Origin of the sequence: Aquirufa rosea, assembly GCF_004118285.1 — a bacterium.
Classification (GTDB): Bacteria; Bacteroidota; Bacteroidia; order Cytophagales; family Spirosomataceae; genus Aquirufa; species Aquirufa rosea.
In genome coordinates, this window is the sequence record NZ_SDHY01000039.1 from 1 (window position 1) to 279 (window position 279).

General features: G+C 48.4%; 1 protein-coding gene. It reads right to left on the reverse strand.

Going from position 1 to position 279, the window contains the following annotated elements:
• Positions 1-279 (reverse strand): Ig-like domain-containing protein (locus ESB04_RS12495; RefSeq protein WP_164969675.1); only part of this gene is annotated, 279 nt, incomplete at both ends.

A 279-nucleotide genomic window follows, 5' to 3' on the forward strand; every position in this document is an offset into this window, starting at 1 on the left:
CAGTACCAGCAACTGTATGGGTAGTTAAAACGACCGTGGCAATACCACTGGCATTGGTGGTTGTAGAAGCAGATGCGAAGCTACCGTTAGCATCAGACTTGGTCCAATTGACGGTTTGTCCATTGGTACTGACAGGGTTGTTATTGGCGTCAGCTAATTGAGCAGAGATGGTCACCGTAGCTCCAGCGACAGGTGAATAGCCAGAAGAGGTCACTAGGTATTTGGTAGCAGTACCAGCCACCGTAGTGATGGTAGGAGAAGTACCTGTAATACTTGAAG